Source organism: Microbacterium deminutum (assembly GCF_039530205.1).
Classification (GTDB): Bacteria; Actinomycetota; Actinomycetes; order Actinomycetales; family Microbacteriaceae; genus Microbacterium; species Microbacterium deminutum.
This window is the reverse complement of record NZ_BAAAOG010000002.1, coordinates 290,112-316,639: the sequence shown is the minus strand read 5'-3', so window position 1 is coordinate 316,639 and position 26,528 is coordinate 290,112. Positions and strand designations below refer to the sequence as shown.

The window sequence follows — 26,528 nt, the reverse complement described above, 5'->3', positions numbered from 1 at the left end:
ATCGGCGCCGAGAGGAGGCGAGATGAACTTCTACGTACGGCGGGTCGCCTTCTACATCGTGACCCTGTGGGCGGCCATCTCGCTCAACTTCCTGCTGCCGCGTCTGCTGCCCGGGGATCCGGCGGCGATCATGCTCGGCAAGCTCCGGCGTGCCAATGGCGGGCGGCCGCTGTCCGAGGAGACCGTGAAGACGATCACCTCGATCCTCGGCGCCGAGAAGGGGATGTCGCTGTGGGACCAGTACGTCGCGTACTGGAGCAGGCTGCTGCACGGCGACCTGGGAGTCTCCTCCACCCGGTATCCGGCCTCCGTCGGCGACCTCATCGCCGCGGCGCTGCCGTGGACGATCGTGCTCGTCGGGACGGCGACCGTCATCTCGTTCGTGCTGGGAATCGCCGTCGGAGCGTGGGTCGGCTGGAAGCGGGGCACCGCACTCGACCAGCTGGTGCCGCTGACGACGTTCCTGCAGTCGATCCCCTACTTCTGGCTGGCCCTCGTGCTCGTGGCCGTCTTCTCGGTGCAGCTCGGGCTGCTGCCGATCGTCGGCGGCTACGACGTCTTCGAATTCCCGGCCGGGCCGGAGTGGAGCTGGGCGTTCTTCATGAGCGCCGTCCAGCACGCCATCCTCCCCGCGGTCACGATCATCATCTCGTCGGTCGGCGGGTGGCTTCTCGGCATGCGCAACATGATGGTCTCGACGCTGTCCGAGGACTACGTCGTCACCGCCGAGGCCAAAGGCCTGACTCCGCGCCGGATCCGCAACAGGTACGCGGCGCGCAACGCCGCGATCCCGAGCCTCGCGGGCTTCGGCATCGCCCTCGGGTTCGTGGTCGCAGGATTCGTGGTGATGGAGCAGGTGTTCAGCTATCCGGGCATCGGCAAGCTGCTCATCCAGGCGATCCAGGGTCTCGACTATGCGCTCATGCAGGGCGCGTTCCTCGTCATCACGCTCACCGTGCTTGCCGCGAACTTCATCATGGACCTCTTCTACGGACTGATCGATCCTCGAGTGAGACACAATGGCTGAGCCCGTCGACACCGCCGAATTCGAGTCCGATGTCGTGCGCGACATCCCATTCGGGTCGCCGGCTGAGGTGCAGGCTGTCCGCGATGCGAACCGCAGCGAGCAGTCCGCGCAGGCGACCACCGAGACTCTCGCGACGCGACGCTTCGCCGGCGTGCAGCACCTGCTGCCTCGCTGGTCAGGCAAGCTCATCTGGGGGCTCGTGATCGCGGGGTTCATCACAGCGCTGGGTCTGATCGGCCCCCTCATCTCGCAGAACCCGCGCGACTCCGACAATCCCTCGCTCCAGCCGCCGAGCCCCGAGCACTGGCTCGGCACCACCAAGCTCGGCTACGACGTCTTCGCCCAGCTGACGTGGGGCACCCGTGAGTCGCTGTTCGTCGGCATCGTCGCGGGGACGGTGGCGCTCTTCCTCGCGATCGTGTTCGGCATCCTCGCGGGCTATTTCGGCGGGGTGCTCGACGAGATGCTGATGATGGCCACCAACATCATGCTCGTCATCCCTGGACTGCCGCTCGTGATGGTGATCGCGGCATACGTGCAGAACTCGCCGGGGCTCGGGCCCCTCGCGCGGAGCTCGTTCATGGTGGCGATCGTGCTGGGCATCACCAGCTGGGCGGGGTCCGCCGTCGTGCTGCGGGCGCAGGCGAGGTCGTTGCGCACCCGCGAATACGTCGCGGCCGCCCGCGTGTCGGGCGAGAAGCCGATGCGGGTGATCTTCGTCGAGATCCTTCCGAATCTCGTGCCGCTGATCGCCGCGCAGTTCATCTTCGGCATCATCTTCGCGGTGCTCGGCGAGGCGGGGCTCTCCTACCTCGGCCTCGGCCCCACCGGGTCGATCACGCTCGGCACGATGCTCAATGATGCGCAGACCGGGCAGGCAGTCGGCAGCGGAGCGTGGTGGTGGTTCGTTCCCCCTGGCCTGGTCATCGCGATGCTCGGCGCCGGGCTGTCGCTCGTCAACTTCGCGATCGACGAGGTCGTCGATCCCAAGCTGCGCCTGGCGCCGCAGGCCGCGCGCCGGCAGCGTCGCGCGACCAAGCACGGCGCGATAGCCGATGGAGGTGCGTTCGCATGATCGGGGAAGCAGTGCTCACTGCCCGCGACATCTCCATCCGCTACGAGGTGGACCCTCCGGTCGAGGCGGTCAAGGGAGTCTCGCTGACCCTGCACCGCGGCGAGATCCTCGGCCTTGCCGGCGAGTCCGGGTGCGGCAAGACCACCCTCGCCTACGGCATGACGCGGCTGCTCAAGGCCCCCGCCGTGATGACCCGCGGGGATGTCGTGTTCCACGACCAGTCCGGCCAGGACATCGACGTCGTCGGGCTCTCGGGCGACGGATTGCGGAGGTTCCGCTGGGACAAGGTCTCGATGGTGTTCCAGGGTTCGATGAATTCGCTCAACCCGGTCATGAGCGTCCGCAAGCAGCTGCACGACGTCTTCAAGACGCACCGTCGCGGGATGCGGAAGTCGGAGCGCGAGGCGCGTAGTGCCGACCTGCTGAAGCTCGTGGGGGTCGATCCGTCTCGGCTTTCCAGCTTCCCGCACGAACTCTCGGGTGGGATGCGGCAGCGCGTCATGATCGCGATGGCGCTGTCGCTGGATCCGCAGGTGATGATCATGGACGAGCCGACGACGGCGCTCGACGTGGTCGTCCAGCGCGGCATCATCCGTGAGATCATGCGCCTGCGTGAGCGGCTCGGATTCGCGGTGGTCTTCATCACGCACGATCTGCCGCTGCTGATCGAGATCAGCGATCACATCGCGGTGATGCGGGACGGGCGGATCGTCGAGCAGGGCACGGCAGAGCAGATCTATCGGAATCCGACCGAGGACTACACCAAGCACCTGCTGGCGAGCTTCCCGAGCCTGACCGGCGATCGCGGCGCCTTCATCCGCGGTCGCGCCGAAACGGGCCGATCGATGCGAGCGGGACCGATCGGCCCGGGATCAGTGGGCACCGAGGGAGCGGCATGAGCGACAGCACGCGAAAGGGCACGCTCGAGGCCCGCAACCTCGTGAAGGACTTCCGGCTGCGGTCGGGCCTGAAGTTCTCCATGCTGCACGCCGTCAAGGACGTCTCGTTCGCGATCGAGCAGGGCAGGACGATCGCCCTCGTAGGCGAGAGCGGGTCGGGGAAGTCGACGATCGCGCGGATGATCGCGAAGCTCGAGCATCCGACATCCGGAACCGTGCTCCTCGACGGCGCGCCGTCGGCCACCGGCGGCAAGGGCCTCGAGGCGTACCGGCGCGAGGTGCAGATGGTGTTCCAGGACCCCTTCGCCTCGCTGAACCCGTTCCACACGATCGCCCACCACATCGAGAGGCCGATCCGCATCCACAATCCGGGTCTGTCGGGTCCCGACGTCCGGATGCGCGCGGCACAGCTGCTCGATCGGGTGCAGCTGAGCCCGGCGTCGAAGTTCGCCGACCGCCGGCCGCACGAGCTGTCGGGCGGCCAGCGCCAGCGGGTCGCCATCGCTCGCGCCCTGGCCCCGGGAGCCCGGTTCATCGTGGCGGACGAGCCGGTGTCGATGCTGGACGTCTCGATCCGGCTCGGGGTCCTCAACCTCCTCGCCGATCTGCAGCGTCAGGACGGGCTCGGAGTGCTCTACATCACCCACGATCTCGCGACGGCCCGCCACTTCTCGGACGAGATCCTCGTGATGTTCCGCGGCGACATCGTCGAGCGGGGTGATGCGGATGACGTCATCCTCAACGCCCGCCACGAGTACACGCGGCAGCTGCGCGAGGCGGCGGCCGATCCGGATCGGCTGGGCCGGCTGCGCGACGAGGTGCGCCGCGACAGCGCCACGGACGAGCAGAGGAGCGCCTCGCGATGACGACGGTCGACCCCGGCACCCCGACGTGGCTTCGCACGCACAACGACCGCACGGCGTTCCGGCTCCTCCTCGAGCACGGGCCGTTGAGCCGTTCCAGCCTGGGCAGGCTCTCCGGGCTGTCGAAGCCCACCGCCGGGGCGATGATCCTGCGGCTCGAGCGGGTCGGACTCATCGAGCCGATGGGCGAGATCGCGGCGAATCGAGGCCCGAACGCGACCATCTACGGCGTGCGGCGCGACGTCATGACCGGCGTCGCGATCAGCGTCCTCGCGGACACCATCGAGGCCGTGCTCACCGACGCCGTCGACTCAGACCGCCCCGTGGTCGTGCTGCCGCTCGCAGGCGCCGAGCGCTCGCCCGAGCATGATGTGAACTCCGCGATCGACGCCGCATGCCAGGCGGCCGGCGTCGCTCGCTCGTCGGTCAGCGTCGTCGCGATCGGCGTTCAGGCGGCGGTGGATGTCGCCAACGACGAACTGTCGTTCACCGATACGCTCCCCGGCTGGCCGCAGGCGGGCGCCCGAGCGCGGATCGAGCGCGCCACCGGCATGACGGTCATCCTGGACAACGACGTCAACCTCGCCGCGATCGCGGAGCGCGCGCTCGGCATCACGCAGGATGCGACGAGCTTCACGTACTTCTGGATCGGCGAAGGGCTCGGCGTGGGCGTCGACATCGACGGGCAGATCCAGCGTGGAACCTCGGGCAGCGCGGGCGAGATCGGGTACCTCGAGGTCCCCCGGTCGGCGTCGGCCATCGATCCCGCCGCCGCGGACTTCACGGATCTGCTCGGCGGCCCGGCGATCGCAGCGCTCATGGGCGCGCCCGGATCGCGGCTGCGGGTGGCGCTCATGCGGGTGGATGCCGAGCATCCGGCCTGGGATTCGGTCGCCGACCGGGTCGCACTCGCGCTCGCCCCCATCATCGCGCTGCTGGATCCGGGATCCATCGTCCTCGGCGGACCGACGGGAGTCGCCGGCGGCGACCGGCTCGCGTCGCTCGTCCAGCAGCGCATCGACAGCATCCAGTATCAGCGGCCCGAATCCAGCGGCGCCCGGCCGCACATCGCGATCCGCGCCAGCACCACCGGCAGCGAGTCCATCCTCCTCGGTGCGCGCCAGGTGCTGGTCGCGCACATCCGCGCACGACTCGAAGAAGCGATCGTCGCCGCCTGAGAAACCCTGGCGGACGCCCCCGCCACAGAGAGGAACCGCATGAAGCTCGCCATCGTCGGCGGCGGCTCGACGTACACGCCGGAGCTCATCGACGGCTTCACCCGGTACCGCGACATCCTGCCCGTGCAGCAGATCGCCCTGGTAGACCCGGATCCGCGCCGACTGGAACTGGTCGGCGGGATGGCGCGCCGCATGCTCGCGCGCGCCGGTCACCCCGCGCAGATCCTCGCGACGACCGACCTGCGGGAGGGTGTCGAGGGCGCGGACGCCGTGCTCATCCAGCTGCGCGTTGGCAGCCAGGATGCTCGGCACGCCGATGAGACCTGGCCCCACGAGGCGCACTGCATCGGACAGGAGACGACGGGCCCCGGCGGCTTCGCGAAGGCGCTGCGGACCGTGCCCGTGGTGCTGAGGATCGCCGACGTGGTGCGCGCTCATGCCGCGCCCGGAGCGTGGATCGTCGACTTCACGAACCCGGTCGGCATCGTCACGCGGGCGCTGCTGCGGGCCGGGCATCGCGCGGTGGGGCTGTGCAACGTGGCGATCGGGTTCCAGCGGCGGTTCGCGGCGATGCTCGGCGTCACGCCCGACGAGGTGGCGCTCGGACACGTGGGCCTCAACCACCTGACATGGGAGCGCAGCGTCTCGGTCGCGGGACGCGACATCCTTCCCGATCTCCTGCGTGACAGCCTCGGTGATCTCGCCGACGAGGTGGAGCTCGCTCCGTCGCTCTTGGCGCAACTCGGCGTCGTTCCCTCGTACTACCTGCGCTACTACTACGCCCACGACGAGGTCCTCGCCGAGCAGCTCCACGAGCCCTCGCGCGCCGAGGCCGTGCGCGCGATCGAGAACGAGCTGCTCGAGATGTACGCCGACCCGTCCGTCGACCAGAAGCCCGAGGCGCTCGGGCGACGGGGCGGTGCGTTCTACTCCGAGGCGGCCGTAGAGCTGCTGGCCGAGGTCCGCGGGGCGGGCGGGCCAGCGAGGGTCGTGAACCTTCGCAACGACGGTGTGCTGCCCTTCCTGCCCGACGACCACGTCATCGAGGTGCCCGCGCGGTTCACCGGCGGCGCGTTCGTCGCCGAGCCGGTCGATGCGCTGGATGACGACATCCGTGGGCTCATCGCGGCGGTGGCGGGATACGAGCGACTGGCCCTGGACGCGGCGGTGCACGGCGGGCGCGACCGAGTCATCCGCGCGATGCGTGCACACCCTCTGGTGCTGCAGCACGACCGCGCCGAGCGTCTCACCGACCTGCTGCTGCGCGCGAACCGCGGCTTTCTGGAGTGGGCGAAGTGACCGGGCTGGTCGTCGCCGTCGACGGCGGCGGGACGAAGACGGATGCCGTCGCCCTGACCATGGACGGGCAGATCGTCGCCCGTCGGCGCGGTCCGGGAAGCAGCCCGCATTTCGAGGGTCTGGCGCGCTCGCTCGCGATCGTCGACGCGCTCGTCCGGGAGGTGTCGGGCGGCGCGCCGATAGGACACGTCGACCTCTACCTGTCGGGGCTCGATCTGCCCGTCGAGATCGACCGCTATCGCGCTGCCGTGGAGTCGCTGCCGTGGGCTCAGCAGGGGCTCGTGATCGACAACGACCTTTTCGCGCTGCTGCGTTCGGGCACCAATGAGCCGGATGCCGTCGCCGTCGTCTGCGGGAGCGGCGTCAACGCGGTCGGCGTCCGCGCCGACGGAGCGGCGGTGCGGTTCCCGTCGCTCGGACCGCTGTCGGGGGACTGGGGAGGCGGGTCTGGGCTCGGCCCGGAGGCGCTCTGGTTCGCCGCGCGGGACGTCGACGGCCGCGGCGAGCCGACGACCCTGACCGCAGCGATCTGCGCGGCGCTCGGTGTCGGCTCGGTGGCGGAGCTGATCGAGCAGCTGCACTTCGGCGAGCGCGACGACGCCGACCTCTACGCGCTCGCGCCGGTCGTCTTCGCCGAGGCGGCCGCGGGCGACGCGGTGGCGCGGGCGCTCGTGCAGCGCCAGGCGGACGAGGTCGTGGCGTTCGTGCGTGCCATCGTCGCGCGCCTCGACCTCGCGGCGCTGTCGTTCCCGATCGTGCTCGGCGGCAGCATCCTGCAGGGCGGCCACCCGATGCTCGACGACCGTGTCGCCGCGGGAATCGCCGCCATCGCGCCGCATGCGCGCATCGTGCGGCCGGATGCCGCGCCGATCCTGGGCGCCGCGATCGCCGCCGGCCTGCACGCCGGCGCGCCCCCGGATGCGATCGCCCGCCTGCGGCGCGAGTTCGCCCGCCAACGGGTCGCTGTCATGCCGAGGGGCTAGCTTTCGCGCGGCGAATGCCCGGTCGAGGTTGCCGGGTGTCACAGCCCCCACGGGAAGAAGCCCGCGAAGATCCCGGCGGACGCGATCAGGAACACCACGACGAACACCGTGTCGCGCGCCCGGAACGGCACGACATGCCGCTCGGTGCGGTCGGGATGCGCGCCGAAGGCACGAGCATCCATCGCCGGCGCCACGCGTTCGGCATGGCGGATCGCTCCCGCGAGCAGAGGCACGAGATAGCCGACCAGCGAGCGATCGCCGCTCCGCGTACGAAAACGAGCAGCGCCCTCGCCGGCAATGGACCGGCGAGCTTCGCCAGCGGATTCAGCCGGTGGAGGAACCGCACCGGGCTCGCCGTCACGGTCAGCCACCCTTACATGGGCTGCCGCCGCCTGAAACCGCCGGTCTTGGCTCGTCCGTGCCGCGGTCGGCCGGGGTGGGCAGGACGTCCGCAATCGCGCGCGGTCTACAACCGACGCCTGCGACGAGTCAGCCGTACCGCCGGCATCGGCGGGGCCGGGATGCGCTCGTCGCCGTGATCGACCACGCGGCCGAAGCGCGACGACTCGGCCTCCCAGTCCTCGCGCGCCTGCGCGATCTCTTCGTGCGAGCGGGCGACGAAGTTCCACCACATCACGATGTCGTCCTCGAACGGCTCGCCGCCCAGCAGGAACAGCGTCGAGCCGGAGGCGCTGGACACCACGACCTCGTCGCGCTGCACGCCGAGATACAGCAGGTGCCCGTCGTCCAGCGCGACCGTGGTCGCAGCCGGGCCTACGGCCGCAGAGGCTCCGGGCGACGCGCCGGCGGCGGTCGGAGCGGGCGTGGGGACCGTCGCGACACTCGCATCTCCGGTGACGGCCACCAGTGCGTGCTCCCACGCCGGGTCGAGCGGCACACGCACACGAGCGCCCGGAGGGATGCGCAGTTCGGCTCCCACGATCGGCGTATAGGTGGTCGCGGGCGACACCGCACCTCCGAGCGTGCCGAGCACCACGGTCGCCTCGCCAGCGGGCCCGCTCACCGCGTCGAGCGCGATGATCGGCAGATCCTCGTGCCGCTCGAAGGCGGGGCCGCCGTGGCGGCGCGACTCGGGGAGCGCCACCCAGAGCTGCATGGCGTCGAGCGGAACGGCGTCCTCGCCTACCGAGTACTCCGAGTGGGCGATCCCCGCGCCGCTCGTCATCAGGTTCAGGGCACCGCGGCGGACGACCACGTCGCTTCCGACCGTGTCGCGGTGGCGCACCTCGCCGACGAACGGCCAGGTCACCGTCTGCAGGCCGATGTGCGGATGCGGCTCGACACGCATCCGCGTCACCTGCGGCCCGAACCGGTCGAGGAAGCACCAAGCGCCCACGAGCGGAAGATCACGCTGCGGCAGGCTGCGCCGCACATGCATCGCGCGGACGCCGCCCAACGGCACTTCGCGCGTCTCGAGCAGCATCGCGCGGGGACCGTCGCACTCGGATGAGGTCTCGGTCGCGACGGCGTCGTCGGTGTCGAGTCTGGTCATGGCTCCTCCCGTCACTCCGGATTCGGGTGCACGGGCCAGAGGATGTCGAGCCCGGGCACCTCGTTCTTGCGGAGGTATCCCGCAACGACCGGGCAATGCGGGATGACCGTCTCGCCGCGGCGGGCGACATCCGCCATCGCACCCGCCACGAGCGTCTGCGCGAGCCCGCGGCCTCGGAAGGCGGGATCCACCTCGGTGTGCGGGAAGATCAGGCGCCCCTTCGGGTCCACCCGGAACTTCGTGTACCCCGCGAGCACGTGGTTGACATGGATCTCGTAGCGCCCGGCCGCGTCGTTGCGGGTGACGGTCAGGTCATCGTCGGCGTCTGGCATCGGCATCCCTTCGTCCTCGTCTTCAACGTAGAGCGGCGCGTCGCATTCCACCACCGAGGGAGCCGGATCGGGGACGTCGGAGCGGCGACAATGCTGCGCGGTTGCTGTCAGGGGACTGGTGGAGGACGCGGAGCCGGGTCTATCGTCAGTCTCATCCGCTACTGGGGTCTGGCGAGCGCAATCCATGCAATTCCGCTCTATCCGGAGCAGTCCGCTTCATTCGGGGCAGCCCGGTCCACTCAGTAGGGAAATCATGAAGCGACGCATCGTCAGTGTTCTCGCGGCCATCGCCCTCGGTCTGTCGACCGTCGGCGTTGCCGCGCCCGCCCTAGCTCAAGCGCGCGGCGGGACGTACTACGTCGCGTTGGGCGATTCGGTGGCCGCCGGAACGGGCAACGTGCCGTATGTCGCCGTGGTGTGCCCGCACACGGACGGCACGATGAAGCCGGCACTCCGTTCGAAGCGGTCGGCCTATCCGACGCTCCTGGCGGCGAAACTCCGGGTGCCCGTCGTGTCGGAGGCATGCGCCGAGTACGACACACAGGAAGTCGCACTGTACCAGTTGGGCGATCTGGGACCCGCGACCCGGTTGGTCACCATGACCGTCGGAGTGAACGACGTTCAGTGGCCGGCCCTGGATGGAATCCCATTCGATCCCGCACCCGACTGGGCGGACGCGCTCGGCGCATGCAGCAATGCCTCCACGCTTGCGGCGTGCGAATTCGCTGTCCAGTTGTCGCTGTCTACGCTGGACGATCTGCCACAGAAGATCGCGGGGCTGATCGGGACCATACGCGCCAAGGCCCCCAAGGCGAAGATCTTCGTCACCGGCTACGCGCCTCTGTTCGGTGACGTCTCCGCGACGTGCGGTGTCGGGGGTGGCCTCTCGTTCGAGCCGGCTCAGGTGAAGCTTCTCAACGATGCGGTGCTGGAGGTCGACCGCCGCATCGCCGCGGGCGTGACTGCGACACGCGATGCCAAGGCAGGGTATGTCGACGTGGTCCAGCGTTTCGACGGGCACGGGCTCTGCGACAGCGGAGTCCCCTGGATCGGCGGCATCCAGCCACCAGAGTCCCCGGCGGTTGACGGCGCCTTCCACCCGAACGGCCTCGGTCAGTCGGCGTACGCTCACGTCCTCAAGCAGGCGATCACCGGGTAGCCGGCCAGCCGGCGCGCGATAGCCGGGGCCACGGGATCCGTTTCCCACCCCATGGGGCAGACTCGGATGATGCCGTTGCTGGATCGCATTCCCGCGGGCGCCGACGCCGACGCCGTGTACACCGGCTTCGTGGAGTGGGCGGCTGATCAGGGCCTCACGCTGTACCCCGCCCAGGATGAGGCGATCATCGAGATCGTGTCGGGATCGAATGTCGTCCTGTCGACGCCGACCGGCACGGGCAAGTCGCTCGTCGCCGTCGCAGCGCACGCAGCGTGCCTCGTGCGGGGAGGTCGCACGTACTACACCGCGCCCATCAAGGCGCTCGTCAGCGAGAAGTTCTTCGCGCTGGTCGACATCTTCGGCGCCGAGAACGTGGGCATGGTGACGGGCGACTCGTCCGTCAACCCGGACGCTCCGATCATCTGCTGCACCGCCGAGATCCTCGCGAACCTCGCCCTGCGAAAAGGGGCGGATGCCGCGGCCGACCAGGTCGTGATGGACGAGTTCCACTATTACGGGGACCCCGATCGAGGCTGGGCGTGGCAGGTGCCGCTGCTGCTGCTGCCGCGAGCCCAGTTCGTGCTGATGTCGGCGACGCTCGGCGACATGACCGCGATCGCCGACGACCTCTCGCGCCGGACCGGCCGCCCGACAGCGCGCATCACGGGGGTCGAGCGCCCGGTGCCGCTGCACTTCTCGTACGCGCGGACGCCCGTGCACGAGACCGTGGACGAACTGTTGCTGACCGGCCAGGCGCCGGTCTACATCGTGCATTTCTCGCAGGCGGCGGCCATGGAGCGGGCGCAGGCCCTGTCGAGCCTGCGGATCGTCGGCCGCGAGCAGCGCGATGCGATCGCGGAGGCGATCGGCGGCTTCCGTTTCACGACGGCGTTCGGACGGATGCTGTCGCGCTACGTGCGTGCCGGCATCGGCGTGCACCACGCCGGGATGCTGCCTCGCTATCGCCGACTGGTCGAGACCCTCGCCCAGCGGGGACTGCTGCGGGTCATCTGCGGCACGGATACGCTCGGCGTCGGGATCAACGTGCCGATCCGGACGGTGCTGATCACGGCGCTCGCGAAATACGACGGACAGCGGATGCGCCAGCTCAGCGCCCGGGAGTTCCACCAGGTCGCCGGCCGTGCCGGCAGAGCCGGCTTCGACACCGCGGGCACCGTGGTCGTGATGGCGCCCGAGCACGAGATCGAGAATGCCGCGGCGATCGCGAAGGCCGGCGACGACCCCAAGAAGCTCCGCAAGATCGTGCGCAAGAAGGCGCCGCAGGGCTTCGTGAACTGGGGCGAGGCGTCGTTCGAGCGCCTTGTGGCCGCCGAGCCCGAGCCGCTCGTGCCCCAGCTGCAGCTGACGGCCGCGATGCTCATCAACGTGATCGCGCGCGGCGGCGACGTGTTCACGAACGTGCGGTCGCTCGTGTTCGACAACCACGAGCCCTCCGCGCGGCGGTACGAGCTCGCGCGCCGCGCGCTCGGGATCTTCCGCACCCTGGTCGCGGCCCAGGTGGTCGTGGTCGACCGTTCCGCGTCGGCCGTCGAGCCCCCGGTCGTGCTCGCGGGTGCGGGCGTTTGGTCTCGCTTCGCTCGCTCAACGACCGGTGCCGCCGAGCCTCCGGTCGTTGAGCGAGGGAGCGGAGCGACCGAGACGAAACGGGGTGAGCCGACCTCGCTCGCGGGTGCGACGACCGAGACCGGTGCTTTCGAGCATCCCCGCATCCGGCTCACCGTCGAACTGCAGCCGAACTTCGCGCTCAACCAGCCGCTCTCACCGTTCGCGCTCGCTGCGATCGGGATCCTCGATCCGCACGACGCGCCCGGGTCCGCCGGCACGGGACACTACGCGCTCGACGTCGTGAGCGTGATCGAGGCGACGCTCGACGACCCGCGCCCGGTGCTCTCGCAGCAGCAGTTCCTCGCACGCGGAGAGGCGGTCGCGGCCATGAAGCGCGATGGGCTCGACTACGACGAGCGCATGGAGGCCCTCGAGGAGATCACGTATCCGAAGCCGCTCGAGATGCTGCTCGCTCAGTCGTTCGAGGTCTTCGCGACGAGCCAGCCCTGGGTGCGCGACTTCGAGCTGTCGCCCAAGTCCGTCGTCCGGGACATGTTCGAGCGCGCGCTCTCGTTCGGCGAGCTGATCTCGTTCTACCAGCTCGCCCGCAGCGAGGGCCTGGTGCTGCGGTACCTGAGCGACGCGTACCGTGCGATGCGCCAGACGGTGCCCATCGAGGCCCAGACCTCGGAGCTGCTCGACCTCGTCGCATGGCTCGGCGAGCTCGTGCGACAGGTCGACTCCAGCCTCGTCGACGAGTGGGAGTCGCTCGTCAATCCCGTGGTCGATCCGACCGCGCCGGTGGTCCCTCCGGCGCCGCCGTCGGTGCTGACGAACCGCAGGGCGTTCCTGGTGCTCGTGCGCAACGAGCTGTTCCGCCGGGTGCAGCTCGCCGCCGTGCAGAAGGACGACGAACTCGCGGCCCTCGACCCCGATGTGGATTGGTCGGCCGCGCTGGACGCCTACTTCGACGAGCACGACGAGATCCTCACCGGCGGCGCGGCACGGTCGCCTCGACTGGTGGACATCGACGAGACGGATGCCGCGGCCACACGTCTCTGGCGCGTCGAGCAGACGGTCGACGACCCCGAGGGAAACCACGACTGGCGGATCCGCGGCGTCGTCGACCTCGCCGCCTCCGAAGAACTGGGCACCGCAGTGGTCAACGTCACCGAGGTCCTTCGGCTCTGAGGCCGCGCTCCGCAGGCGCCGTGCGCGCCTCAGCCGAGCCTGAGCCCGCCGTCCGTGCTGAGCACCTCGCCGACGATCCACCTGCCTTCGTCGGTCGAGAGCCACCCGATGAGTCGCGCAGGGTCGGTCGGGTGCCCGAATCGGCCGAACGGCGTGCCCCGCATCCACTCCTCGATCTCTTCGAGAGACCGATCCGTGGTCTCGGGATCCAGGTACCCGGTGTTCACCGGGCCGGGATCGATCGTGTTAAGCACGATGCCGAGGTCGAGCAGTTCGGCGGCCACCGTCTTGGTGACCCCCGCGAGCGCGGCCTTGCTCGTTGCGTAGGCGACCTCGCCGCGCATCGGTCCGTACATCTGCCCGGACGTCATCCAGAACACACGCCCGGTCGGCTCGTCGAACGGCCGGCCGGAGGCCGCGCGATCGCCCGGTCGCGCGCCGGGCGCCTTGCTCCCGAGGGCGCGAAGGGCCGCGAACTCCCGCGTCAGCAGGATCGTCGAGCGCGTGTTCGTCTGCCAGAACGAGTCCAGGCGGTCGGCGGTCATGTCGAGGATCGATCCGTCGTCGCCGCTCTGCGCGTGGTTGCAGACCAGGATGTCGAGACGCCCGGTGAGGGCCAGCGCGGCCTCGATCAGCACCGGGATCGTGTCGGCATCCCGGAGGTCCGCGCTCAGGTCGCCGAGAGACGCGCCCGGCGCGAGCGCGGCGTCGAGTTCGGTGCGGACGCTGTCGAGGTCGTCGCCGCCCCACGGCAGATCGAGGTCGTGCGGGCGGTAGTGGTGGAAGAAGACGCTCGCACCACGGCGGGCGAGATCACTCGCGACGGCGAAGCCGATTCCGCGGCGGCGGGAGACCCCGGTCACGAGCGCGGTCCTGCCTTCGAGCGGAAGGGATGTCGGTGACGTGTGCATGCTCTGCCTTTCGGCGCGACGAACGCGCTCCAATGGATGGGGGATGGAGGCGGGTCACCGGCATTGCATGGCCTCGAGCGTACGAAGCGCCGACGCCGCTCGCAACTCCTCCTCCCCAAGCCGCGCACACCATACCTATCCACTCGTGCCACCGCGCCCGTCCGTTCCGTCACCGCGAGGTCGGCGGCCGCGGCTACTGTGGACCGGGTGAGCATCCCCCCGGCCGATCCCTACGCGGATCTTGTGTGGGACCCCGACGAGCTCGCACCGCCGCCCGAGTTCGACGAACCGCCGTACGTCGAGCCGTCCGCCGGCTTCGGCGCAGCGGTGCACGGCATCGTCCCGCCCGTCAGCGTGTTCAGGGGCCCGCCACGGCGGGATTTCGTGGGTGCGGATCCTCGTGCCGTGCTCCACGAGGTCTACGGTTTCGACGCTTTCCGAGACGAGCAGCAGTCGATCATCGAGCAGGTCATCGCCGGAGGCGACGCGGTCGTGCTGATGCCGACCGGCGGCGGCAAGAGCGTCTGCTACCAGGTGCCTGCCCTCGTGCGCGAAGGCACGGGGCTCGTGGTGAGCCCGCTCATCGCCCTCATGCACGACCAGGTCGACGCGCTCCTGGCCAACGGTGTGCGCGCCGCATACCTCAACTCCACGCAGACGCCCGCCGAGCGAGCCGGCGTAGAACGCGCGTATCTCGCCGGCGACCTCGATCTGCTCTATGTGGCACCTGAGCGGTTCGCACTCCGCCAGGCGCAGGGGCCGAATGGGCTCGTCGCACTGCTGGCGCGAGGCCGACTCAGCGTCATCGCGATCGACGAGGCGCACTGCGTGTCGCAGTGGGGGCACGACTTCCGACCCGACTACCTCGCGCTCGGCGACCTCGCCGATCGGTTCCCCGGTGTGCCGCGGCTCGCCCTCACCGCGACCGCGACGCCGGCGACGCACCGCGAGATCACCGAGCGCCTTCAGCTGACCTCGGCGAGGCACTTCGTCTCGAGCTTCGACCGCCCGAACATCCAGTACCGCATCGAGCCCAAGGTCGATCCGCGGCGTCAGCTGGCGGCATTCATCCGGTCCCAGCCCGAGCGGTCGGCCGGCATCGTCTACGCGCTGAGCCGCAAGTCGGTCGAGCAGACCGCCGATTTCCTCAGCGCACAGGGCATCGACGCCCTGCCGTATCACGCGGGGCTCGAGGCATCCGTCCGCTCGGCCAACCAGTCCCGATTCCTGCGAGACGACGGCGTGGTCATGGTAGCGACGATCGCGTTCGGCATGGGCATCGACAAGCCCGATGTCCGCTTCGTCGCCCATATCGATCTGCCGAAATCGGTCGAGGGCTACTACCAGGAGACCGGGCGCGCAGGCCGCGACGGCGACCCCGCGGTGGCGTGGATGGCTTATGGGCTGGGGGATGTCGTCCAGCAGCGGCGCATGATCGACCAGAGTCCGGGCGACCGCACATATCGCGTGCGCCTCGGCCAGCACCTCGACGCCATGCTCGCGCTCTGCGAGACGGTGGCCTGCCGGCGCCAGAACCTGCTGGACTACTTCGGCGAGGCATCCGGCCCGTGCCGAAACTGCGACACCTGTCTCGAGGCGCCCGACACGTGGGACGGGCTCGTCCCGGCGCAGAAGCTGCTGTCGACGATCGTCCGGCTGCATCGCGAGCGCGGCCAGGCCTTCGGGGCCGGGCATCTCATCGACATCCTGCGCGGCAGTTCGACCGAGCGCATCCGGCAGCAGGGCCACGGTTCGCTCTCGACGTACGGGCTGGGCGCCGATCTGTCCGAGCAGGACTGGCGCAGCGTGATCCGTCAGCTGCTGGCCCGCGGCATCCTGGTCGCGCAGGGCGAGTACGGCACGCTGGCTCTCGGTGAACCGGCCGCCGCGGTGCTGCGCGGCGAAGGGCCGGTGCCGCTGCGCCGTGACGTGATGGGCCGCAGCGGTTCGGCACCGCGGGTGCGCAAGGCTGCGGCATCGGACTCGCTGGATGCCGCCGACCGGCCGCTCTTCGAAGCGCTGCGCGAGTGGCGCGCCGGGGTTGCGAAAGAGCTCGGGGTGCCCGCGTACATCGTCTTCGGGGATGCGACGCTGCGCGCGCTCGCCGAGCTCCGGCCCGCGTCGCTCGCGGATCTGGACGGGGTATCCGGAATCGGCGCGAAGAAGCGCGAGGCATACGGCGAGGCGGTGCTGGACGTCATCGCCGTGCGGGGCGACCGCTGAGGTCGGAGTCAACCGGAGACCGTTGTCCGGAATGAGTCGGGATGCGCGATGGTTGCTTCCACCATGAGCCTTCGCGACATCCCGATCAAGACTATGGAGGGCACTGAGACGTCCCTCTCCGAGTTCGATGGGAAGGCGCTGCTGATCGTCAATGTCGCCTCTCGATGCGGGCTCGCACCGCAGTACGAGAAGCTCGAGAAGCTGCAGCGGCAGTACGGCGAGCGAGGACTGCAGGTCATCGGCTTCCCGAGCAATCAGTTCCTGCAGGAGCTGCGCTCCAACGATGCCGTCAAGGAGTACTGCTCCACCACGTGGGGCATCACGTTCCCGATCTTCGACCGTGTGCGGGTCAACGGCCACCGCGAGCACCCGCTCTACACCGAGCTGAAGAAGACCATCGGCGACGACGGCAAGGCGGGGAAGGTGCAGTGGAACTTCGAGAAGTTCCTGGTGACCCCGAGCGACGAAGTGATCCGATTCCGCCCTCACACCCTGCCCGATGACCCGAAGGTGGTCGCCGCGATCGAGCAGAGCCTGCCCGCCTGACGCTCACGCGCTCGGCATTGCCGCGGCATCCGTCCCCCCGGGAATATGCTGGGCGCGCGAGACGACGGTGTCGGTGCGAGGGGGAGCATGAGCCAGACCAACATCGAGATCGCCCAGGCGGCGCGGATGCTGCCGATCCAGCAGATCGCGGAGGGTCTCGGCATCCCCGATGAAGCGCTCGAACCGTACGGCCGGCACAAAGCCAAGGTCGCGCTGCGCTGGCTCGCCGGCCTCGAGGACAGGCCGGACGGGAAGCTGATCCTCGTGACGGCGGTCTCGCCCACCCCGGCGGGCGAGGGCAAGACGACGACGACGGTCGGGCTGGGTGACGCGCTCACCCGGATCGGCCAGCGGGCGATGATCTGCCTGCGCGAGCCTGCGCTCGGGCCGGTGTTCGGGATGAAGGGCGGCGCAGCGGGCGGCGGCTACGCGCAGGTCGTCCCGATGGAGGACATCAACCTGCACTTCACGGGCGATTTCGCCGCGATCGCGGTCGCGACGAATCTGCTCGCCGCGCTCATCGACAATCACATCCATCGCGGCAACGCGCTCGGCATCGATGTGCGGCGAATCACCTGGCGTCGCGTCCTCGACGTGAACGACCGCGCCCTGCGGGACGTCGTCGTGGGCCTCGGGGGCCCAGACAACGGCTACCCGCGCGAGTCCGGATTCGACATCGTGGTCGCGAGCGAGGTCATGGCGGTCTTCTGTCTCGCCACCGATCTCGCCGACCTGCGCGAGCGACTGGGCGAGATCATCGTGGGATACACGCGGGACCGGAAGCCGGTGCGGGCTCGGGAGCTCGACGCGCACGGCGCGATGACCGCGATCCTGCGGGATGCCCTGGCTCCGAACCTCGTCCAGACGCTCGAGCACACTCCGGCGTTCGTGCACGGCGGCCCGTTCGCGAACATCGCGCACGGCTGCAATTCGCTCGTGGCGACCCGCGCGGCCCTGAAGCTCGCCGACTACGTCGTCACCGAGGCGGGCTTCGGCTCCGATCTCGGTGCCGAGAAGTTCGTCGACATCCTGTGCCGGTCGTCGGGTCTGCGGCCCTCGGGTGCGGTGATCGTCGCGACCGTGCGGGCGATGAAGTACCACGGCGGAGTGGATGTCGCGAACCTCACCAGCGAGAACGTGGAAGCCCTTGAGAAGGGGTCGGTCAACCTGCTGCGGCATCTCGGCATCGTGCGCGAGACGCTCGGGCTGCCGGCCGTGGTCGCGATCAACCATCGAGCCGAAGACACCGACGCCGAGGTCGCCGCGCTGGTCCGGGTGGCGGAGCAGGCGGGTGTCCGGGCAGTCGTCGCCCGCCATTATGCAGACGGCGGCGCGGGAGCCACGGAGCTCGCTCGCGAGGTGATGCGGACCACTGAGGAGCCGTCCACGATGCGGTTCACGTATCCCGACGAGGCGCCGCTGTGGCAGAAGATGCGGACGATCGCCACCCGCGTCTACGGCGCGTCCGACATCACGGCGAGCACCGCCGTGCGTCGCCAGATCCACCGCCTTCAGGACGAGGGTTTCGGCAACTACCCGGTGTGCGTCGCCAAGACCCAGTACTCGTTCTCGACCGATGCGAAGCTGCGGGGCGCCCCGACGCGGCACGTCGTCGACATCCGCGAAGTCAGGCTGGCCGCCGGTGCCGGCTTCGTCGTGATGGTGTGCGGCGATGTAATGACGATGCCGGGGCTTCCGGCCGTGCCGGCGGCGACGTCGATCGACGTCGACGCGGACGGCCGCATCGTCGGGCTCTTCTGACCCGGCCGTTCCCGGGTCCCGACCCTTTCCGGCCCCGTCGTCGCACCGCGCGCGTCACGTCGCGTGCTCGGGTTCGGGGCGCCGTTCGTCCGTTGGGGCGTACAGGATGCGCCCCAACGGACAGGATGTGCCCCAAAACCCGGGGCCGTCCGGGTGGCCGGGGGCTTGAAAACCGAGTAACATTCGGTTTATGATGTAGCCACCGACCCACGAAGGAGTGACGATGACCGACCTCGACAACGCCGGCACCACCACCGCACAGATCGATCGCCCCTGGCTGGACGCGAGCCTGCCCGTGGACGAGCGCGTCGCCCTGCTGCTGAACGCGATGACCCTCGAAGAGAAGGCGGGGCTGTTCTTCCACAGCATGATCGGCATCAGCGATCTCGACGAGCCGAACAAGACGTTCGGGATGCCGTCGGCTCGCGAGTTCGTCGAGGGCAAGCGGATGACGCACTTCAACCTCCTCGGAGGCGCGCCGAGCGGCCGCGAGATCGCGGCCTGGCACAACGCGCTGCAGCGGCTCGCGGCATCCACTCGTCTCGGGATCCCGGTGACCCTTTCGACCGACCCGCGTCACTCGTTCAGCGACAACCCCGGCGCGGCCATTCTCGCCGGACCGTTCTCGCAGTGGCCGGAGACCATGGGCCTCGCCGCGATCGGCGACGAGGAGCTCGTCGAGCGGTTCGCCGACATCGCCCGCCAGGAGTACGCCGCCGTGGGACTCCGCGTCGCGCTGCACCCTCAGGTGGATCTCGCGACCGAACCCCGATGGGCGCGGCAGGTGGCGACATTCGGCGAGGACCCCGACCTGACGGGCCGCCTCGGTGCCGCGTACATCCGCGGGTTCCAGGGCGCGTCCTTCGGGCCGGGATCAGTATCGACGATGACGAAGCACTTCCCCGGCGGAGGCCCCCAGCGCGACGGCGAAGACCCGCACTTCGCGTACGGACGCGAGCAGGTCTACCCCGGCGGCGAGTTCGAGCTGCACCTGAAGCCCTTCGAGGCGGCCTTCGAGGCGGGGACGCGGCAGGTCATGCCCTACTACGGGATGCCGGTCGGCACCGAGTACGAAGAGGTCGGCTTCGGGTTCAACAAGTCGGTCATCACGGGTCTGCTGCGCGAGCGCTACGGCTTCGACGGCATCGTGTGCAGCGACTGGGGCCTCATCAACGACACTGAGATCTTCGGGCAGCCGGCGCCGGCGCGCGCGTGGGGGGTCGAGGACCTCACCCCCCGTGAGCGCATGACGAAGGTCATCGAGGCCGGCGTCGACCAGTTCGGCGGCGAGGCCTGCCCCGGGCTGCTGCTCGAGCTCGTCGCCGACGGCTCGATCACCCAAGAGCGACTGGACGTGTCGGCGACCCGCATCCTGCGGGAGAAGTTCTTGCTCGGCCTGTTCGAGAACCCGTACGTCGATGAGGATGCCGCCGACCGGATCGTCGGGCGCGCGGACTTCCGCGCCGCCGGCGAGGCCGCGCAGCGCGCCTCGATCACCGTGCTGACGAACCTCATCGGCGCGGATGGCGCGTCGGTGCTGCCGCTGGCGCGCGGGCTGCGGCTCTACGTCGAGGGCGTCGACCCCGAGGTGGCCGGCAGGTACGGCACGGTCGTCGATTCGCCGGACGACGCGGATGCCGCCATCCTGCGTCTGCACGCGCCGTTCGAGCAGCGCGACACCGTGTTCGAGAACTTCTTCCACGCCGGCTCGCTCGACTACCCGGCCGACGTCGTCGACCACGTGCGCGAGGTCGCCGCAGCCGTGCCGACGGTCGTGGATGTCGTCGCCGATCGCCCTGCGATCCTGGCGCCCATCGTCGAGGTGGCGGCCGCGGTCACGCTGAACTGGGGCGCGAGCGCCGCGGCGCTGCTGGACGTGCTCACCGGCGTGGCCGAGCCGAAGGGCCGGCTGCCCTTCGACCTGCCGCGCTCGATGGCCGCGGTCGAGGCATCACGTCCCGACGTGCCGTTCGACACGGCCGACCCGCTGTTCCGGTTCGGTCACGGCCTCAGCCTGTAGCCCGAGCGTCCACTGCCGAAAGCGTGGATCCCCGCCGAGGGATCCACCCTTTCCGCGCTGCGAGCGGTACGGCGCCGCCAGCCCCGGACCTACAGTTCCGGCATCGCGGCGGGCGGGAACGTCCGGATCCGCTCGACTCGGAAGATGTGCGGCAGCGCGGCCACGTCGCGGGAACCGTCAGCATGCGGAAACTCGTAGACGTCGAGCATCAGCTGCACCGGGTAGTCGATCCGCTGCGCCACGGTCTTCACCCAGCGGCCGTCGATGAAGAATCGCGCCCGCTCCGGCATCCACTCGATCGCGTAGTCGTGGAATCCGGTCAGGTCGCCCTCGACGCGGATCTTCTCGAAGTCGGTGCGCAGGCGCGGGTCGTTCTGCGCCTTCACACCCACACCGACCCATCCGCCTTCGTCGTCGAGTTCCGAGCCGAAGATCTCGGCGATGCACAGTTCGCCGCACTCGTCGGGCCGCGCCTCGAATCCGATCGGCCAGAACGCTACCATCGCGTCAGGATGACGGATGCCGCGGAGCCGCGCCTCGATCACTCCGTGGTGTGCGAGCCAGAGGCGCTTGACGGGCTGCTCCTCGCGGACGCGGAGGCCCGCGCGGAACCGATGCTGGCCGATCTCGCTGCCGAGGGCGCCCGAGAACTGGCCGGTCTGCACGTGCGAGACGCGGATGTCACCGTCGAATTCGGGAGCCCAGGGCTGGGTTTCGGCGTCGATGATCAGCTCCAGTCCGTGATCGCCCGTGCGCCGGCGGGCCGCGGTCATCGCTCGCGAGGACCAGTGCGGCGTGTAGAACGGCCACCAGCGGGACGGGTCGAGGTCGTCGCCGGCGAATGTCTCATCGACATCCGGTTCCCGGCCTTCGAGGTCCAATGGCGACATGTCGAGCACCCAGTTGTTGACCTCGAGCTCGCCGCCCCGCCACGGCAGCGTCGCCGACCCTCGCTGCTCGAACCCCGCCCCGCGGCACAGCGCGTTCGAGGCGGCGTTCGCCACGCCGGGATACGCCACGAGAAGCGTCCGGCTCGCATCCGTGGCGACGCGGCGGATCACCAGCCTCAGCGCCTCGCGGGCGATCCCCTGGCCCTGCCACTGCGGCTCGACGCTCCACCCGGACTCCCACGCGGGGACGCCGTCGTGCTCGACCTGCCAGTAGCCGATCCCGCCGACCGGGGCGCCGTCCTGCTCGATTCGGAACATCCGCGCCTCGTCGGTCTCCCAGAGGCGCAGATACCGCGCCTGGCGCAGGGCGAGCAGCTCCGCCGTCTCGGGTCCACCAAGGTGCCTGGTCATTTCGGGGGTGTTGTACCGCTCGAGGAGCGGGAGGTCGTCCTCTCCCCATCGCTCGATCGTGATCGCCATCCGACTGCGTCCGCCTTTCGGAACTCGGTCTCGGATCAGGTCGATGTCATCGGATCGCCTGATCCCGCCGGTGGTCGAGGACACCGGACGTGTCGATCATCCAAACGTTCACCGACATCCGCGAGTCGCCGTCGTCGGACGGGAACTCGCCGGTGCCGACAAGGGTGAATCCCACCCGTCGGCACAGCGCGTTCGAGGCGGCGTTGTCGACGTTCGCGTACCCGACGATGACGTGCCGGTCCCCGGTCGCCGCCGCCATGCGGACGACCTCACTCAGCGCGGTGGACGCGATGCCCCGCCCCTGCCATCGCGGCTCGACGACGCAGCCGATCTCGTAGACCGGCATCCCGTCGTGGTCCTCCTCCCACCATCCGGCGTAGCCTGCCGCGTCGCCGTCGACGACGACACGGAACATGCGCACCTCGCCGGTGTCCCAGAGCGTCAGGTAGTCCGAATGCCGCTGCGCCAACTCGGCATCGGCTTCAGGCCCACCGACGAACCGCGTCATCTCGGGCGAGTTGGCCCGTTCGAGCAGCACGAGGTCGTCGGGTCCCCAGCGTTCGAGGGTCACCTGCATGCGGCATCCTTCCGGTCAGCCTCCATCGTCGTGGCGCAAGGCGACGGGCACCAGAGGTGGATGGTCCCCGTGGCTGCGAACGGCGCCGCAGTGTGGATTGCGCACAAGCGCACCGCAACCCGTGCAACCCCTTCCTTGTCGATGTCACCCAACCGGTTTGAACGGACGTTGTGGGAGTCCTACCGTCGATAGTGACTTTCCCGTCCCATCACACGAGAGGTGATGCCATGGCCGACGCCGCCGTCCGTTCGAAGAAGCCCGCCACCAGCCGACACACCCCCGCCGGCGGCGCCCCGACCGCTGCGCACACCGCCGCCGAGGCGTCCGATCCCCGCATCGACATCGCCGCGGTCACCGAACTGCTCCTCGGCACGTGGGCCGACACCCGCCGCGAGGCCCGCGAGATGATCAAGGATCCCGTGTTCTGGCGCGTCGAGGGGATGCCGATGGCCGAGCATCGCGAACGCGTGCTGACCCAGCTGCACCTGCTCGTGCACCACGGCGGCTCACGGCGCGCGTTCCCCGAGCAGTACGGCGGCCATGGCGACAATGGCGCGAACCTCGCCGGGTTCCAGGAGCTCGTGCTCGCCGACCCCAGCCTGCAGATCAAGTCCGGGGTGCAGTGGGGCCTCTTCGGCTCGGCGATCTACCAGCTCGGCACCAAGGAGCACCACGACAAGTGGCTCTCCGGGGTGATGGACCTGAGCCTCCCGGGCGCATTCGCGATGACCGAGACGGGGCACGGCTCGGATGTCGCAGCCATCGGCACCTCGGCCACCTACGACCCCGACACCGAGGAATTCGTCATCCACACCCCCTTCCGCGGCGCTTGGAAGGACTACCTCGGCAACGCGGCGCTGCACGGCAAGGCTGCGACCGTGTTCGCACAGCTCATCACCGGTGGCGTCAACTACGGCGTGCACTGCTTCTTCGTGCCGCTGCGCGACGACGAGGGCGAATTCCTCCCCGGCATCGGCGGCGAGGACGACGGCGTCAAGGGCGGGCTCAACGGCATCGACAACGGGCGCCTGCACTTCGATCACGTCCGCATCCCGCGCGTGAACCTGCTCAATCGCTACGGCGACGTGGCAGCCGACGGAACGTACTCGAGCGACATCCACAGCCCCGGCCGCCGGTTCTTCACCATGCTCGGTGCACTCGTGCAGGGCCGGGTGTCGCTCGATGGCGCCGCGACGACCGGCACCGCGCTCGCGCTCCACATCGCGCTGACCTACGCGAACCAGCGCCGCCAGTTCGACTCCGGCGTGGGGACGGCGGAGGTCGTGCTTCTCGACTACGGCAAGCACCAGCGTCGGCTCCTGCCCCGTCTCGCCCAGAACTACGCCCAGTTCTTCGCCCACGACGAGCTGCTCACGAAATTCGACGGGGTCTTCTCGGGTCGCACCGACACCCCTGAAGAGCGCGAAGACCTCGAGACCCTCGCCGCCGCGCTGAAGCCCCTGTCGACGTGGAACGCCCTCGACACGATCCAGGAGGCCCGCGAAGCGTGCGGCGGTGCTGGATTCCTCGCGGAGAACCGCCTGGTCGGCCTGCATCAGGACCTCGACGTCTACGTCACCTTCGAAGGAGACAACAACGTCCTGCTGCAGCTGGTCGGCAAGCGGCTGCTCGCCGACTACGCCGGCCGGTTCAAGGGGAAGGATCCCGCGGCCCTCGCCCGTTTCGCGGTCTCGCAGACCGCGGGCAAGATGTTCCACGGCGCGGGCCTGCGACAGCTCGGCCAGGCGGTCGCCGATCGCGGATCGACCGCGCGCTCAGTCGAGCTGGGCCTGCGCGCAGACCAGCAGCACGAGCTGTTGGCGGGGCGCGTCCAGCGGATGGTGGTGGATGTCGCCGCGGCCCTTCGCCCGGCATCCAGACTCGCACCCCCCGAGGCCGCCGCGCTCTTCAACGCGCACCAGTCGGAGCTCATCGAGGCTGCTCGCGCGCATGGCGAGCTTCTGCAGTGGGAGGCGTTCACCGACGGCGTCAACCGGGTCGAGGACGACGGAACCAAGCAGGTGCTCACGTGGCTGCGCGACCTGTTCGGCCTTCACCTCATCGAGAAGCATCTCGCCTGGTACCTGATAAACGGTCGCCTGTCGACGCAGCGTGCGTCATCCGTCTCGCGCTACATCGACCGTCTCGTCGCCCGGCTGCGTCCGCACGCGCAGGACCTCGTGGACGCCTACGGGTTCGCGCCGCAGCACGTGCGCGCGCCCATCGCGTCTGGAGCCGAGCAGGCACGCCAGGACGAGGCGCGCGCGTACTACGCGGCCCTCGCCGCCTCCGGCGAAGCGCCGATCTCCGAGAAGGTGGCGCACAAGCGCTGACGCCGCTCCGACGAAGGCAGGCTCCTCGGTGCCGGTCGAACGTCGTGCCGTTGCCCTAGGCTGGCCGCGTGAGCACCGACATCCGAGTCGACGCGGACGGCGTTGCCCGCTGCGCGTGGGTGGGCGACGATCCCGAGTACCGCCGCTATCACGACGAGGAGTGGGGCGTGCCGTTGCACGGCGACCGCGCCCTGTTCGAGAAGCTGAGCCTCGAGGGGTTCCAGGCAGGACTCTCGTGGATCACGATCCTGCGCAAGCGCCCGCGATTCCGTGAGGCGTTCGCCGGTTTCGAGCCGCTCGCCGTGGCGGCGTTCGGCGAGGCGGATGTCGCGCGGCTGATGGCCGACGCCGGGATCATCCGCAATCGCGCCAAGATCGAGGCGACGATCTCGAACGCACGGCTGGTGTCCGAGATGGATGCCGGCGAGCTCGACGCGCTGATGTGGTCGTTCGCGCCTCCCGCCCGGCCCTCGCCGAGGTCGTTCGCCGACATCCCGGCCGTGACGGCGGAGTCCGAGGCGATGAGCAAGGACCTGCGCAAGCGCGGATTCCGGTTCGTGGGGCCCACGACGTTGTACGCGCTCATGCAGTCCGCCGGCCTGGTCGACGATCACGTGGCGGGATGCTGGCGCACGACGAGGTGAAGAGTTCTCGACTTGCGGCGCACCATCGCTGCAACGCCCGGTCAGCGGGGCAACGCGGGGCAGATCGTGCTCACGATGGGATGGCCTTCGACACCGTCCTCGACCCCGCGGAATGGGGGGGTGCGGCGGATCGTTGACAACCGCGTGGATTACGGACATCGACTCGAGTTCGGCGCCTTCATCACGCCGTTCGCCGCAGACGCCGGGTCGACCGTCGAGCTCGCGCGTGTCGCGGAGTCCGCCGGCCTCGACCTCGTGACCTTCCAGGATCATCCGTACCAGCCGAGGTTCCTCGACACCTGGACGCTGATGAGCTTCGTCGCCGCGCGGACCGACCGCATCCGCATCGCGCCGAATGTGCTGAATGTCCCCCTGCGCCCACCGGCTGTCGTCGCCCGGGCGGCGGCGAGTCTCGACCTTCTCTCGGGCGGCCGCTTCGACCTCGCCCTCGGAACCGGGGGCTTCTGGGACGCGATCGAGGCAATGGGTGGCGGCCGTCTGGCTCCCGGTGAGTCCGTCACTGCGCTCGAAGAGGCGATCGACGTCATCCGGGAGTTGTGGGACACCCGTGAGCGGCGAGGCGCCTTCACGGATGGCCGGTTCCACCGGGTCCACGGCGCGAAGCGCGGTCCGCAGCCGGCGCACGACATCCCGATCTGGATCGGCGCGTACCGGCCGCGGATGCTCTCGCTCACCGGTCGCAAGGGGGACGGCTGGCTGCCGTCGCTCGGTTACCTGAAGCCCGGCGATCTTCGTCGCGGGAATGCGGCGATCGATGACGCGGCCGAGTCTGTCGGGCGGGATCCGCGCGGCATCCGTCGTCTTCTCAACGTCGGGACGCTCGCACCCGACACGCGCGAGTTCGCCGATCGGCTCGCGACGCTCGCCATCGAGGAGGGCATCGGCACCTTCATCCTCGCGAGCGACGATGCGGCGGAGCTGCAGGCGTTCGGCGCGGAGGTCGCGCCCGCGGTGCGGGAGTCCGTCGCGCGCGAGCGCTAGCCTGCATGGTCACGCACCTCGCCTACGGGGGGCATCACGACCCCGTTCACACATGG

General features: G+C 69.7%; 22 protein-coding genes. 16 read left to right on the top strand and 6 right to left on the bottom strand.

What is annotated here, in order from left to right; translation table 11 throughout:
* Positions 1–22: 22 nt before the first annotated feature.
* From ABD212_RS07700 to ABD212_RS07670, 7 genes are read left to right on the top strand one after another with little or no spacing between them, the layout of a single operon-like run.
* A complete protein-coding gene (locus ABD212_RS07700; RefSeq protein WP_344093041.1) occupies positions 23–1,027 on the top strand; it encodes an ABC transporter permease in 1,005 nt (334 codons plus the stop codon).
* Positions 1,020–2,102 (top strand): ABC transporter permease, encoded by a 1,083-nt coding sequence (locus ABD212_RS07695; protein ID WP_344093038.1) that lies wholly within the window; start codon positions 1,020–1,022, stop codon positions 2,100–2,102. Before ABD212_RS07700 ends, ABD212_RS07695 begins: the two co-directional genes overlap by 8 nt.
* The gene (locus ABD212_RS07690; protein WP_344093035.1) at positions 2,099–3,001 is read left to right on the top strand and encodes an ABC transporter ATP-binding protein; all 903 of its coding nucleotides are present in this window, start codon (positions 2,099–2,101) and stop codon (positions 2,999–3,001) included. Before ABD212_RS07695 ends, ABD212_RS07690 begins: the two co-directional genes overlap by 4 nt.
* A complete protein-coding gene (locus tag ABD212_RS07685) occupies positions 2,998–3,867 on the top strand; it encodes an ABC transporter ATP-binding protein (RefSeq protein ID WP_344093033.1) in 870 nt (289 codons plus the stop codon). Before ABD212_RS07690 ends, ABD212_RS07685 begins: the two co-directional genes overlap by 4 nt.
* Positions 3,864–5,042, top strand: a complete 1,179-nt coding sequence (locus ABD212_RS07680; protein WP_344093031.1) for an ROK family transcriptional regulator — start codon at positions 3,864–3,866, stop codon at positions 5,040–5,042. Before ABD212_RS07685 ends, ABD212_RS07680 begins: the two co-directional genes overlap by 4 nt.
* Positions 5,043–5,081: 39 nt before the next feature.
* Entirely contained in the window at positions 5,082–6,341 is a 1,260-nt protein-coding gene (locus ABD212_RS07675) for a 6-phospho-beta-glucosidase (RefSeq protein ID WP_344093029.1), read from the top strand.
* Positions 6,329–7,324: an N-acetylglucosamine kinase gene (locus ABD212_RS07670; protein WP_344093027.1), complete on the top strand. Its 996-nt coding sequence runs from the start codon at positions 6,329–6,331 to the stop codon at positions 7,322–7,324. The genes ABD212_RS07675 and ABD212_RS07670 overlap by 13 nt, the downstream gene beginning before the upstream one ends.
* 38 nt (positions 7,325–7,362) lie before the next feature.
* Here the strand turns inward: ABD212_RS07670 and ABD212_RS07665 are convergent, their stop codons facing one another.
* The 3 genes from ABD212_RS07665 to ABD212_RS07655 all read right to left on the bottom strand — a co-directional run bounded on the left by ABD212_RS07665 (position 7,363) and on the right by ABD212_RS07655 (position 9,175).
* Positions 7,363–7,557: an energy-coupling factor transporter transmembrane component T gene (locus ABD212_RS07665; protein ID WP_425561252.1), complete on the bottom strand. Its 195-nt coding sequence runs from the start codon at positions 7,555–7,557 to the stop codon at positions 7,363–7,365.
* A 233-nt stretch (positions 7,558–7,790) separates the two neighbouring features.
* On the bottom strand, positions 7,791–8,837 hold the full coding sequence (locus ABD212_RS07660; RefSeq protein ID WP_344093024.1) for a pirin family protein: 1,047 nt from the start codon (positions 8,835–8,837) through the stop codon (positions 7,791–7,793).
* Positions 8,838–8,848: 11 nt separating this feature from the next.
* On the bottom strand, positions 8,849–9,175 hold the full coding sequence (locus ABD212_RS07655; protein ID WP_344093022.1) for a GNAT family N-acetyltransferase: 327 nt from the start codon (positions 9,173–9,175) through the stop codon (positions 8,849–8,851).
* Positions 9,176–9,422: 247 nt separating this feature from the next.
* Here ABD212_RS07655 and ABD212_RS07650 point away from each other — a divergent pair, with 247 nt between their 5' ends.
* Both ABD212_RS07650 and ABD212_RS07645 read left to right on the top strand, forming a co-directional pair.
* Positions 9,423–10,328 carry an SGNH/GDSL hydrolase family protein gene (locus ABD212_RS07650; RefSeq protein WP_344093019.1) on the top strand — a complete coding sequence of 302 codons (906 nt, stop codon included), beginning with the start codon at positions 9,423–9,425 and terminating at the stop codon, positions 10,326–10,328.
* Positions 10,329–10,394: 66 nt separating this feature from the next.
* Positions 10,395–13,085 (top strand): DEAD/DEAH box helicase, encoded by a 2,691-nt coding sequence (locus ABD212_RS07645; protein WP_344093017.1) that lies wholly within the window; start codon positions 10,395–10,397, stop codon positions 13,083–13,085.
* A 29-nt stretch (positions 13,086–13,114) separates the two neighbouring features.
* Here ABD212_RS07645 and ABD212_RS07640 read toward each other — a convergent pair whose 3' ends face one another.
* Complete coding sequence (locus ABD212_RS07640; RefSeq protein ID WP_344093015.1) at positions 13,115–13,996, bottom strand: SDR family oxidoreductase; 882 nt, start codon at positions 13,994–13,996, stop codon at positions 13,115–13,117.
* Positions 13,997–14,203: 207 nt separating this feature from the next.
* Here ABD212_RS07640 and recQ point away from each other — a divergent pair, with 207 nt between their 5' ends.
* From recQ to ABD212_RS07620, 4 genes are all read left to right on the top strand, one after another.
* Positions 14,204–16,219, top strand: coding sequence for a DNA helicase RecQ (gene recQ, locus ABD212_RS07635; protein WP_344093013.1), 2,016 nt, complete (start codon positions 14,204–14,206; stop codon positions 16,217–16,219).
* A 48-nt stretch (positions 16,220–16,267) separates the two neighbouring features.
* Positions 16,268–16,765 (top strand): glutathione peroxidase, encoded by a 498-nt coding sequence (locus tag ABD212_RS07630; RefSeq protein WP_425561251.1) that lies wholly within the window; start codon positions 16,268–16,270, stop codon positions 16,763–16,765.
* An 87-nt stretch (positions 16,766–16,852) separates the two neighbouring features.
* Entirely contained in the window at positions 16,853–18,526 is a 1,674-nt protein-coding gene (locus ABD212_RS07625; RefSeq protein ID WP_344093011.1) for a formate--tetrahydrofolate ligase, read from the top strand.
* 223 nt (positions 18,527–18,749) lie between these two features.
* Positions 18,750–20,546, top strand: coding sequence for a glycoside hydrolase family 3 protein (locus ABD212_RS07620; protein ID WP_344093009.1), 1,797 nt, complete (start codon positions 18,750–18,752; stop codon positions 20,544–20,546).
* An 89-nt stretch (positions 20,547–20,635) separates the two neighbouring features.
* Here ABD212_RS07620 and ABD212_RS07615 read toward each other — a convergent pair whose 3' ends face one another.
* The gene (locus ABD212_RS07615) at positions 20,636–21,916 is read right to left on the bottom strand and encodes a GNAT family N-acetyltransferase (protein WP_344093007.1); all 1,281 of its coding nucleotides are present in this window, start codon (positions 21,914–21,916) and stop codon (positions 20,636–20,638) included.
* A 46-nt stretch (positions 21,917–21,962) separates the two neighbouring features.
* Entirely contained in the window at positions 21,963–22,493 is a 531-nt protein-coding gene (locus ABD212_RS07610) for a GNAT family N-acetyltransferase (protein WP_344093005.1), read from the bottom strand.
* A 227-nt stretch (positions 22,494–22,720) separates the two neighbouring features.
* Here ABD212_RS07610 and ABD212_RS07605 point away from each other — a divergent pair, with 227 nt between their 5' ends.
* From ABD212_RS07605 to ABD212_RS07595, 3 genes are all read left to right on the top strand, one after another.
* Positions 22,721–24,826: an acyl-CoA dehydrogenase family protein gene (locus ABD212_RS07605; protein ID WP_344093002.1), complete on the top strand. Its 2,106-nt coding sequence runs from the start codon at positions 22,721–22,723 to the stop codon at positions 24,824–24,826.
* A gap of 68 nt (positions 24,827–24,894) precedes the next feature.
* A complete protein-coding gene (locus tag ABD212_RS07600; protein WP_344093000.1) occupies positions 24,895–25,470 on the top strand; it encodes a DNA-3-methyladenine glycosylase I in 576 nt (191 codons plus the stop codon).
* 12 nt (positions 25,471–25,482) lie between these two features.
* Complete coding sequence (locus ABD212_RS07595; protein ID WP_344092998.1) at positions 25,483–26,472, top strand: LLM class flavin-dependent oxidoreductase; 990 nt, start codon at positions 25,483–25,485, stop codon at positions 26,470–26,472.
* Positions 26,473–26,528 lie beyond the last annotated feature (56 nt).

Coding starts and splice junctions, on each gene's coding strand:
- ABD212_RS07700 (WP_344093041.1), top strand. CDS start 23: ATGAACTTCTACGTACGGCGGGTCGCCTTCTACATCGTGACCCTGTGG.
- ABD212_RS07695 (WP_344093038.1), top strand. CDS start 1,020: ATGGCTGAGCCCGTCGACACCGCCGAATTCGAGTCCGATGTCGTGCGC.
- ABD212_RS07690 (WP_344093035.1), top strand. CDS start 2,099: ATGATCGGGGAAGCAGTGCTCACTGCCCGCGACATCTCCATCCGCTAC.
- ABD212_RS07685 (WP_344093033.1), top strand. CDS start 2,998: ATGAGCGACAGCACGCGAAAGGGCACGCTCGAGGCCCGCAACCTCGTG.
- ABD212_RS07680 (WP_344093031.1), top strand. CDS start 3,864: ATGACGACGGTCGACCCCGGCACCCCGACGTGGCTTCGCACGCACAAC.
- ABD212_RS07675 (WP_344093029.1), top strand. CDS start 5,082: ATGAAGCTCGCCATCGTCGGCGGCGGCTCGACGTACACGCCGGAGCTC.
- ABD212_RS07660 (WP_344093024.1), bottom strand. CDS start 8,837: ATGACCAGACTCGACACCGACGACGCCGTCGCGACCGAGACCTCATCC.
- ABD212_RS07655 (WP_344093022.1), bottom strand. CDS start 9,175: ATGCCGATGCCAGACGCCGACGATGACCTGACCGTCACCCGCAACGAC.
- ABD212_RS07650 (WP_344093019.1), top strand. CDS start 9,423: ATGAAGCGACGCATCGTCAGTGTTCTCGCGGCCATCGCCCTCGGTCTG.
- ABD212_RS07645 (WP_344093017.1), top strand. CDS start 10,395: ATGATGCCGTTGCTGGATCGCATTCCCGCGGGCGCCGACGCCGACGCC.
- ABD212_RS07640 (WP_344093015.1), bottom strand. CDS start 13,996: ATGCACACGTCACCGACATCCCTTCCGCTCGAAGGCAGGACCGCGCTC.
- ABD212_RS07630 (WP_425561251.1), top strand. CDS start 16,268: ATGGTTGCTTCCACCATGAGCCTTCGCGACATCCCGATCAAGACTATG.
- ABD212_RS07625 (WP_344093011.1), top strand. CDS start 16,853: ATGAGCCAGACCAACATCGAGATCGCCCAGGCGGCGCGGATGCTGCCG.
- ABD212_RS07620 (WP_344093009.1), top strand. CDS start 18,750: ATGACCGACCTCGACAACGCCGGCACCACCACCGCACAGATCGATCGC.
- ABD212_RS07615 (WP_344093007.1), bottom strand. CDS start 21,916: ATGGCGATCACGATCGAGCGATGGGGAGAGGACGACCTCCCGCTCCTC.
- ABD212_RS07610 (WP_344093005.1), bottom strand. CDS start 22,493: ATGCAGGTGACCCTCGAACGCTGGGGACCCGACGACCTCGTGCTGCTC.
- ABD212_RS07605 (WP_344093002.1), top strand. CDS start 22,721: ATGGCCGACGCCGCCGTCCGTTCGAAGAAGCCCGCCACCAGCCGACAC.